Below are 10,839 nucleotides of genomic sequence, written 5' to 3' on the forward strand. Positions count from 1 at the left end.
CCCGGGGCGCGGCGGGGGGGGCGCCGGGGGGGGGGCCCCCGGGGGGCCCCCCGCCCCGCCCGCGCGCGCGCCCCGGCGGCCGGGCCCCCCGCCGCCACGGCCGGGGCCCGTACGTCCTGGCGCTGCTGCGCCGCCGGTTCGGCCTTCAGGACGTCCCGCAGGAGCACCGGGGCCGGGCCGGGGTTCGCGCCGCGGCCCGCGTTGTCGACGCGGATCGGGGCGATCATCACCTCGTCGAGGGTCATCGCCTCGTCGAAGAGCTGCAGCCCCTCGGCCGTCGGCAGGGCCGGCAGGCCCAGCGACTTCATCCGGCCGAGGTCGGAGTCGGTGACCCCGCCGCCCAGTCCGGTCTTCGTCTCCCACAGCCCGAACGCCAGCGAGGTGGCGGGCAGGCCGAGCGAGCGGCGGTGGGCGGAGAGCCCGTCCAGGAACCGGTTGGCCGCCGCGTAGTTGCCCTGCCCGGCGCCGACCACGAGACCGGCGCAGGAGGAGAACAGGACGAAGGCCGACAGGTCCAGGCCGAGCGTCGCCTCGTGCAGGTGCCAGGCGGCGTCCGCCTTCGGCCGCAGCACGGCGTCCACCTGCTCCGCCGTCAGCTGCGCGGTCAGCGCGTTGTCCATCAGCGCCGCGGCGTGCACGACGGCGGTCAGCGGCTGCCCGGCGGAGACGCCGGCCAGCAGCGCGTCCACCGCGCTGCGGTCCGACACGTCGCAGGCGACGACCGAGACCTCGGCCCCGAGCCCGGTCAGCTCGGCGCTCAGCTCCCGCGCGCCGGGCGCGTCCGGGCCGCGGCGGCTGGTGAGCAGCAGGTGGCGCACGCCGTGCTCCGCCACCAGGTGGCGGGCGGTGATCGCGCCGAGGCCGCTCGTACCGCCGGTGATCAGGACCGTGCCCTGCGCCGACCAGGGCAGGTCGGAGGCGACCTGGCTGGCGGCGATCCGGGCCAGCCGCGGGACCTTGACCTCGCTGCCGCGTACGGCCGCTTCCGGTTCCCCGGTCAGGGCGATGGCGGGCAGCACCTGGTGGGCGGCGGCCGAGCCGTCGGTGTCCACCAGCAGGAAGCGTCCCGGGTTCTCCTCCTCGGCCGAGCGCAGCAGACCCCAGACGGGCGCCTGGGCCAGGTCGACGGTGTCGCCGTCCTTCGCCTGCACCGCGCCCCGGGTGACCACGGCGAGCCGGGACCGGCCGAAGCGGGGCTCGTCGAGCCAGGCCCGCAGCACGTCGAGGACGGCGCCGGTCACGGACCGGACCGCGTCCGGCACCTCGCCCTCGCCCGCCGGTACGGGCAGCAGGACCACCTCGGGCAGCTGCGCACCGCCGTCCAGGGCCGCGGCGAGCGCCGCCAGGTCCGGGTAGGCGGCCACGCCTTCTCCGAAGGTGTGGTCCGCACCGCCGCCGAGCAGCGCCCAGCGGTCGGCGGACGCCGTGTGGCTGGCGCCCAGCGGCAGCTGGTTCCACACCAGGTGGAACATCGACGGGCGCTCGCCCTGCCCGGCGGCTGCGGCGGCGTTGACGCGGGCCGCGGTGACCGGGCGGACCACCAGCGAGTCGATGGTCGCGACCGGGGTGCCCCGCAGGTCGGACAGTTCGATGCGGACGGCGTCGGAGCCCTGCGACTTGTGCGACTCCACGGCCGTGATCCGGCCCCGCAGCTGCGAGGCACCGGCCGCGTGCAGGGTCACCCCGGCCCAGGCGAACGGGAGCTGGGTGCCCCCGACGTCCTGCGGGCTGCGCCCGTCCATGAAGTCCGTCGCGCTCAGCGAGCCGTCGAGGATCGACGGGTGGATCCGGTACTCGTGGCCCACCGCCAGGTTGTCCTCGGGCAGCGACACCTCGACGAAGGTCTCCTTGCCGCGCGTCCAGATCCCGCGCAGGCAGCGGAACATGGGCCCGTACCCGTAGCCCTGGCCGGTGAGGTAGTCGTACACGCCGGAGATGTCGACCTCCTGCGCGCCCTCCGGCGGCCAGACCCCGGTCCCGACCCCGAACGACTCGGGAGCCGGCGGGTGCTGGGCCCCGGGAGCGAGGACACCGCTCGCGTGCCGCGTCCACGGCGTGTCCGCCGGGCCGTCGTCGGGCCGCGAGTACACCGCCAGCGAGCGTCGGCCGGTGGCGTCGGCCGCGTCGACGGTGACCTGGACGGCCAGACCGCCGCCGTCCTCGCGCATCGGCATCAGCGCCTCGATGGTGAGCTCGTCGATCACGTCGCAGCCGACTTCCTCACCGGCGCGGATCGCGAGCTCCACGTACCCGGTGCCGGGCAGGAGCACGGTCCCGAGGACGTCGTGGTCGGCCAGCCACGCGTGGGTCTTGACCGACAGCCGGCCGGTCAGCACCACGCCCCCGGCCTCCGGGGAGACCACCACCGCGCTCAGCAGCGGGTGCTGCGCGGGCTGCTGGCCCATGCTGGTGACATCGCCGGCCGGGGCCGCAGCCGGGGCGTCGAGCCAGTACGGCCGGCGCTCGAAGGCGTACGTCGGCAGCTCGACCACCTGCGCGCCGGTCCCGGCGTGGAGCGCCGTCCAGTCGACGGGCGTGCCGGTGGTGTGGAGCCGGGCGAGCGCCGTCAGGAGGGTGCGGGCCTCGGGGCGGTTCTTGCGGACGGCGGGCTCGACCACCGCGTCGTGCCCGTCCAGGGTGCTCTGGGCGAGGGCCGTCAGGATCGCGTCCGGGCCGAGCTCCAGGAAGGTCCGGACGCCCTTCGCGGCGAGGTGCTGGACGGTGTCGGCGAAGCGGACCGCCTCGCGCAGGTGGCGCGTCCAGTACTCCGGGGTGCCCCAGTCCTCGCTGATCGCGCCGTGCACACCGGCCACGACCGGGACCGCCGGCTCGTGCCGGGTCACGGACTCGGCCACGAGGTGGAACTCGGCGAGCGCCGGCTCCATCAGGGGCGAGTGGAAGGCGTGCGAGACGCGCAGCCGGGTCGACTTGCGGCCCTGCTCGGTGAACGCGGCCCGGATCGCCTCGACGGCCTCCTCGGTACCGGAGACCACGATGGAGCGCGGGCTGTTGATCGCGGCGATGCCGGCCGCGTCCGAGAGGAACGGCAGCACCTCCGGCTCGGTGGCCTCGATCGCGGCCATCGCCCCACCGGCGGGCAGCGCCTGCATCAGCCGGCCGCGGGCGGTGACCAGCCGGGCGGCGTCCTCCAGGGACAGCACCCCGGCGGCGTGCGCGGCCGAAATCTCGCCGATGGAGTGACCCGCCAGGAAGTCGGCGCGCACCCCCCACGACTCGACGAGCCGGAACAACGCGGTCTCGATCGCGAACAGGGCGGGCTGGGTGTAGGCGGTGCTGTTCAGCAGCGCCTCGTCTTCACCCCACATCACCTCGTACAGCGGCCTGTCCAGGTGTACGTCCAGGGCCGCGACGACCGCGTCGAGCGCGTCGGCGAACACCGGGAACGCGGCGTGCAGTTCACGCCCCATGCCCAGGCGCTGCGCGCCCTGGCCGGTGAACAGGAAGGCCGACTTGCCCTCCCGTACCTGGCCCTGCACCACGCCCGGGGCGGTGGCGCCCTCGGCGAGGGCGGTCAGGCCGGCGAGGAGTTCCTCGCGGGTCTCGCCGAGGACGACGGCCCGCTCGTTCAGCCGGGCGCGCCGCGTGGCCAGCGCCCGCCCCGCCACCGCCAGGTCCTGCCCGTCCAGCGTCTCCAGGTGCGCGACCAGACGCGCCGCCTGCGCCCGTACGGCCTGCGCCGTCCGTCCGGACACCACCCACGGGAGCAGCCCGGCGGCGGCCTCGGGGGCCGCCTGCGCGGGTGCCCCGGCCGGAGCCGCCACCGGCGGTTCTTCGAGGATGAGGTGGGCGTTCGTTCCGCTGATGCCGAAGGACGAGATGCCCGCGCGGCGCGGGCGTTCGCCCGCCGGCCACTCGACCGTGTCGGTCAGCAGCTCCACCGCGCCCGCGTCCCAGGCGACCTGCGGGGAGGCCTCGTCGGCGTGCAGGGTCTTCGGCAGGACGCCGTGCTCCATGGCCTGGAGCATCTTGATGACGCCCGCGACACCGGCGGCGGCCTGCGTGTGGCCGATGTTGGACTTGATCGAGCCGAGCAGCAGCGGACGGCCGTCCTGCGGACGCTCCTGGCCGTACGTGTCGAGCAGGGCCTGCGCCTCGATGGGGTCGCCCAGCGTGGTGCCGGTGCCGTGGCCCTCGACGACGTCGACGTCGGCGGCGGTCAGGCCGCCGTCCTGGAGGGCGCGGCGGATGACGCGCTGCTGGGAGGGGCCGTTGGGGGCGGTCAGGCCGTTGGACGCGCCGTCCGAGTTGACCGCGGAACCGCGCAGGACGCCGAGGATGCGGTGGCCGTTGCGCTCGGCGTCCGACCGGCGCTCCAGGAGCACGAGGCCGACGCCCTCGCCCCAGCCGGTGCCGTCGGCGCCGCTGCCGAAGGACTTGCACCGGCCGTCGGCGGCCAGGCCGCCCTGCCGGCTCATGTCGATGAACGTGTCCGGGGTGGACATGACGGTCACACCGCCCGCGAGCGCCAGCCCGCAGTCGCCGCGCCTCAGGGCCTGCGCCGCCCAGTGCATCGCGACGAGGGACGAGGAGCACGCCGTGTCCACGGTCACCGCGGGGCCTTCGAGGCCGAGTGCGTACGCGACGCGGCCCGAGACCACGCTGGCGAGGCTGCCGTTGCCGTGGTAGCCGGCGAGCTGCTCGGGCAGCGGTCCCAGGCGCAGGCCCCAGTCGTGGTACATCACGCCGGCGAACACGCCGGTGTCGCTGCCGCGCAGGGCGTGCGGGTCGATGCCGGCCCGCTCGAACGTCTCCCAGGAGACTTCGAGGAGCAGTCGCTGCTGCGGGTCCATGGCCTGCGCCTCGCGCGGGCTGATCCCGAAGAACTCGGCGTCGAACTCGGCGGCGTCGTAGAGGAATCCGCCCTTGTCGCTGAGGCTCTTGCCGGGCTTGCCCGGCTCCGGGTCGTGGATGTCGGAGTCCCAGCCGCGGTCGGTCGGGAACGAGCCGACGGCGTCGACCCCGCCCCGGACCAGCTGCCACAGGTCGTCCGGTGTCGAGACGCCGCCCGGGTAGCGGCAGGCCATGCCGACGACCACGATCGGGTCGTCGTCGGCCGGGGCGAGTGCGGTGGCGGGTGCCGCGCGGCGGGCCTCCTGGCCCGGGTCGCCCAGCTTGCCCGCGAGGTGGTCGGCGAGCGCGCTCGGCGACGGGTAGTCGAAGATGAGGGTCGCGGCGAGCGGGAGGCTGATCGCCGAGCTCAGCCGGTTGCGGAGCTCGACGGCCGCGAGCGAGTCGAAGCCCATCTCGTTGAACGCGCGCGTCGGGTTGATCCGGTCGCCGCTCTCGTGGCCGAGGACGGCCGCGACCTGCGTACGGACGAGGTCCAGCAGGGCCTCGCCGCGCTCGGCGCGCGACAGCCCGGCCAGCCGGCGGGCCAGCGACTGCTCGACCGGGACGACGCCGGTGCCCGCACTGCGGCGGGCGGGGCGGACCAGGCCGCGCAGCACGGACGGGACCTCGGCGGCCCGCGCCTGGAGGGTGCGCAGGTTGAACCGGACGGGTACGACCGCGGCTTCGCCCCCGGTCGCCGTGAGCGCGCCGTCGAGCAGCGCGAGGTTCTCGGCGGGGGACAGCACCTGGAGGCCGAGGCGCTCGATGCGGCGCAGCGCGGCCTCGTCGAGCTGCCCGCCCATGCCGCCGACGCCGGTCCACAGACCCCAGGCGAGGGAGGTCGCCGGGAGGCCGGCGGCGCGGCGGGTGACGGCCAGCGCGTCCAGGAAGCCGTTGGCGGCCGCGTAGTTGCCCTGGCCGGCCCCGTCGAGCAGGGTCGCCGTGGACGAGAAGAGGACGAACGCGGACAGGTCCAGCCCCCGCGTCAGCTCGTGCAGGTTCCAGGCGCCGTCGGCCTTGGGCCGCAGGACCGTGTCCAGCCGGCCGGCGTCCAGGGAGCCGATCAGGCCGTCGTCGATGACACCGGCCGCGTGCACGACGGCCGTCAGGGGCCGGTCGGCGGGTATCGCGGCGAGCAGTGCGGCCACCGCGTCCCGGTCGGAGGCGTCGCACGCGGCGACGGTCACCGAGGCGCCGAGCCCGGTCAGCTCCTCGGCGGTCTCCCGGACGCCCGGGGCGTCCCCGCCTCGGCGGCCGGTCAGCAGCAGGTGGCGTACGCCGTGCTCGGTGACGAGGTGGCGGGCGACGGCGGCGCCGACCCCGCCGGTGCCGCCGGTGATCAGTACGGTGCCCTGCGCGTCCCACGGGGAGGGCTGCGGGTCGGCCGACGGCAGCGTGGCCAGCCGGGAGACGTACAGCTCGCCCCCGCGGACGGCGGCCTCGGGCTCGTCGAGGGCTGCGGCGATCCGCAGGAGCTCGTCCGGCTCCAGCGAGCCGTCGGAGTCCAGCAGGACGAACCGGCCCGGGTTCTCCGCCTGCGCGGAGCGCACCAGGCCCCACACCGGGGCCTGGGCCAGGTCGACGTCCTCGCCCGGGGTGACGGCGACCGCCCCGCGGGTCACGACGACCAGCCGGCCGGCGGCCGGCGCCTCGTCGTCGAGCCACCGCCGCAGTGCGCCCAGTACGTCCCCGGCGACGGCGCGGACCTGCGCGGGCACGTCGCCCGCGGCGTCCCGGAGGGCGTGGTGGGCGACGGCGGCCGGCGCGTCCTGCTGCGCCGCGGGCAGCGGCCGGGAGGTCCAGCGGAGGTGGAACAGCGCGTCGTGGGCCTGCGGCCGCAACTGCTCGGCGGTGACCGGGCGGACCGTGAACGACTCGACGGAGGCGACGGGCAGGCCGTCGGCTCCGGCCAGGTCGATCGCGACGGAGTCGGCGCCGGTCGCGGTGATCCGAACCCGCAGCGCGGAGGCGCCGGTCGCGGACAGGGTCACCCCCGACCAGGCGAACGGCAGCCGCGGGCCGTTGGCGACCGGCTCCGGGGAGGCGAAGTCGGTGGCCTGGAGCACGGCGTCGAGCAGCGCCGGGTGCAGCCCGAACGAGGACGCCTGGTCCACGACGCAGGCCGGCAGCGCGACCTCCGCGTAGGCCACGCCCTCGGCGCCCCGCCAGACGGCCTTCAGGCCGTGGAACGCGGGGCCGTAGCCGTACCCCTGGCCGGCCATGTCCTCGTACAGGTGCGCGGTGTCGACGGTCCGGGCGCCGCGCGGCGGCCACACGGTCGCGTCGAACGGCTCGCCGGCGGCGGCCGCGGCGGCGGTCAGCACACCGGAGGCGTTGCGGGCCCACGGAGCGTCGGCGGGGGCGTCCTCGTCGCGGGAGTAGAAGGCGACCGGGCGGCGGCCGTCGACCCCGGCGGCCTCCACCACGATCTGCAGGGCCACCGCGCCCGTCGCGGGCAGCAGCAGCGGAGCCTCCATGATCAGCTCGTCGAGCCGCTCGCAGCCGGTCTCCTCACCCGCGCGCAGCGCGAGTTCGACGAAGGCGGTGCCCGGCAGCAGCGTGCTGCCGGCGATGACGTGATCGGCCAGCCAGGCCTGCGAGCGCGGCGACACCCGCCCGGTCAGCACCGAGGCGCCGGTGTCGGCGAGGGACACGACAGCACCCAGCAGCGGGTGGTCGGCGGCCACCTGCCCGAGCCCGGCGGCGTCACCGCGGGAGACGGGCGCGGCCAGCCAGTAGCGCTCGCGCTGGAACGCGTACGTCGGCAGCTCCACGCGGCGCGCGCCGCTGCCCGCGTAGTACGCCTCCCAGTCCACCCGCGCACCGCGGGCGTGCGCGGTGGCCAGCGCGGCCGACACCTGTCGCACGTCGTCGTGACCGCGGCGCAGCGCGGAGACGAACACCGGTGCCCCGCCGGGGAGTTCGAGGCCGTCCAGGGCGTCGCGGCCGAGGCCCGACAGGACCGGGTCGGGCCCGATCTCCACGAACGTGGTCGCACCGAGCTCGGCGAGGCGGCGCACCCCGTCGTCGAAGCGGACGGCCTCGCGGACGTGGCGCACCCAGTACTCCGGCGAGCACAGCTCGGCGGCCGTCGCGGCGCGCCCGGTCAGCGTCGACACCAGGGGGATGCGCGGGGCGGAGTAGTCCAGGATCTCGGCGATGCGGCGGAACTCCGCCAGCATCGGCTCCATGAGCGGCGAGTGGAAGGCGTGGCTCACCCGCAGCCGCTTGGTGCGGTGCCCGCCGGCCTCCAGCTGCGCCACGACTTCGGCGACGGCCTCGGCCTCGCCGGAGACGACCACGGACGCCGGGCCGTTGACGGCGGCGATGGCCACCCGGTCGGCGAGGGGCGCCAGCAGCGGCGCGACGGTCTCCTCGGAGGCCGTCACCGCCACCATGGCGCCGCCCTCGGGAAGTTCCTGCATCAGGCGGCCGCGCGCGGCCACCAGCGTCGCCGCGTCGTCCAGCGACAGCACGCCCGCGACGTGCGCGGCGGCCAGCTCGCCGATCGAGTGGCCCGCCACGTAGTCGGGGCGCACGCCCCAGGACTCCAGCAGCCGGAACAGGGCCACCTCGACGGCGAACAGGGCCGCCTGCGCGTACACCGTCTCGCCCAGCAGGGCGCTGTCGGCGCTCTCCTCGTCGGCGAACAGGATCTCGTGCAGCGGCCGGTCCAGCTGGAGGTCGAGGTGGCCGATCGCCTCGTCCAGGGCGGCGGCGAACACCGGCTGGGTCGCGTACAGCCCGCGGCCCATCGCGGCGCGCTGGCTGCCCTGCCCGGTGAAGAGGAACGCCAGGCGGCCGCCGTCGGCGGTGCCCGGGAAGACGTACGGGGACTCCTCGCCGCCGGCCAGGGCGCGCAGGCCCGCCAGCAGCGCGTCCCGGCCCTCGGCGGCCACCACCGCACGGTGGGCGAGGCGGGCTCGGGTCGTGGCGAGGGAGTAGCCGAGGTCGGCGGCGGCCGGCGCGTCCTGCTCCTCGGCACGGGCCAGCAGCCGGGCGGCCTGGGCGCGCAGCGCGGTCCCGCTCGCTGCGGACACCGGCAGCAGCACGGACGCGGCGGCCTGCGGCGCGACCTCCGGGGCGACGACGTCCTCGGCGGCGACGACGTCCTCGGCCGTCGGCGGCTCCTCGATGATGACGTGCGCGTTCGTGCCGCTGACGCCGAAGGAGGAGACACCGGCGCGGCGGGGCTCCTCGCCCTTGGGCCAGGCGACGGACTCGGTCAGCAGGCGGACCTCGCCCGCCGACCAGTCGACGTTGGGGGTGGGCTCGTCCACGTGCAGAGTGCGGGGCAGCTCGTCGTGCCGCATCGCCATCAGCATCTTGATGACGCCGGCCGAGCCGGCCGCCGCCTGGGTGTGCCCGATGTTCGACTTGGCGGAGCCGAGCCACACCGGCCGCTCCGCGGGGCGGCCCTTGCCGTACGTGGCGATCAGGGCCTGCGCCTCGATGGGGTCGCCGAGGGTGGTGCCGGTGCCGTGCGCCTCGACCGCGTCGACCTGCTCGCCGGTCAGCCCGGCGTTGGCGAGGGCCTGCCGGATGACCTGCTGCTGGGCGCGGCCGCTGGGCGCGGTCAGGCCGTTGGAGGCGCCGTCCTGGTTGAGGGCGGAGCCGCGGATGACGCCCACCACCGGGTGGCCGTTGCGCTGCGCGTCGGACAGCCGCTCCAGGACGAACACGCCGACGCCCTCGGCGAAGGCCGTGCCGTCGGCGGCGGCCGCGAAGGCCTTGACGGTGCCGTCGGGCGCGAGGCCGCGCTGCCGGCTGAAGGCGGTGAAGGTGCCGGGGCTGCCCATGACGGCCACACCGCCGGCCAGCGCCAGCGTGCACTCGCCGCGCTGCAGCGACTGGACCGCCAGGTGCATGCCGACGAGGGAGCCGGAGCAGGCGGTGTCGACGGTGAGCGCCGGACCCGCGAGCCCGAGGACGTAGGAGACGCGGCCCGAGATGACGCTGGGGGCGTTACCGCTCAGCAGGTACCCGTCGAGGCCGTCCGGGGCCTCGTGCAGCCGCATCGCGTACTCCTGCGGCTCGGCGGCGATGAACACGCCCGCCTCGGTGCCGCGCAGCTCCGCGGGGTCGATGCCGGCCCGCTCGACGGCCTCCCACACGGTCTCCAGCACGAGCCGCTGCTGCGGGTCCATCGCGAGGGCCTCGCGCGGGCTGATCCCGAAGAAGTCGGCGTCGAACTCGGCGGCGCCGGGCAGGAACCCGCCGTGCCGGACGTAGGTGGTGCCGGGCGTGGACGGGTCGTCGGAGAACAGGGCGTCCAGGTCCCAGCCGCGGTCGGCGGGGAACTCGTCCCGTACGTGCTCGCCGTTGCTGACCAGGCGCCACAGGTCCTCCGGGGAGGTGACCCCGCCCGGGTAGCGGCAGCCGATGCCGACGATGGCGATGGGCTCGTCCGAGACGGCCACCGCGCGCAGGGGCGCCTCGGGGCGGTCGGTCAGGCCCAGGACCTCGGTGCGCAGGTGCGCGGCGAGTTCGGCCGGCGAGGGGTGGTCGAAGGCGACGGTCGGCGGCAGGGCCAGGCCGGTGGCCGTGTTCAGCCGGACCTGGAGCTCCAGCAGGGCGACGGAGTCGAGGCCCAGGTCCTTGAAGGACCGGTCGGGGTCGACGGACACGGGCAGGTCCGCGGGCGCGTCCGGGGCATCGGCGTACTTCGACCGCAGCACGGCGAGCGCGTGATCGCGTACCAGGTCGAGCAGGACGTGGGTCTGCTCGGCCGTCGGAAGCGCTCCGAGGTCACGCACGAGCGCGGACTCCGTCGCCGCGTCCGCCGCGGTGTGACCGGTCGGCACACCGTCGGTGCCGGAGACAAAGTTTCCGGGCTCAGTCATCTGCACTCCACACACTCGTTGTCCGCAGCGGACGAAAAGGACGTAAAGACGTTCGAAAGGACTCCGATGTGACGGAGCATCAACAAGCTCGCCGTGCCGCGCGCCGCACGACGACGGGGGCCCCGCCCGCGCCCCCGGCGCGGAG

The 10,839-nt window shown here is 76.0% G+C and carries 1 protein-coding gene; it reads right to left on the minus strand.

The annotated features are described in order from the left end of the window. The coding region (locus ACFXA3_RS21855) for an SDR family NAD(P)-dependent oxidoreductase (protein WP_385189058.1) at positions 1 to 10,694 on the minus strand (10,694 nt) is incomplete at its 3' end. Positions 10,695 to 10,839 lie beyond the last annotated feature (145 nt).

Origin of the sequence: Streptomyces sp. NPDC059456, from assembly GCF_042750055.1 — a bacterium.
In the GTDB taxonomy this organism is placed as follows: domain Bacteria; phylum Actinomycetota; class Actinomycetes; order Streptomycetales; family Streptomycetaceae; genus Streptomyces.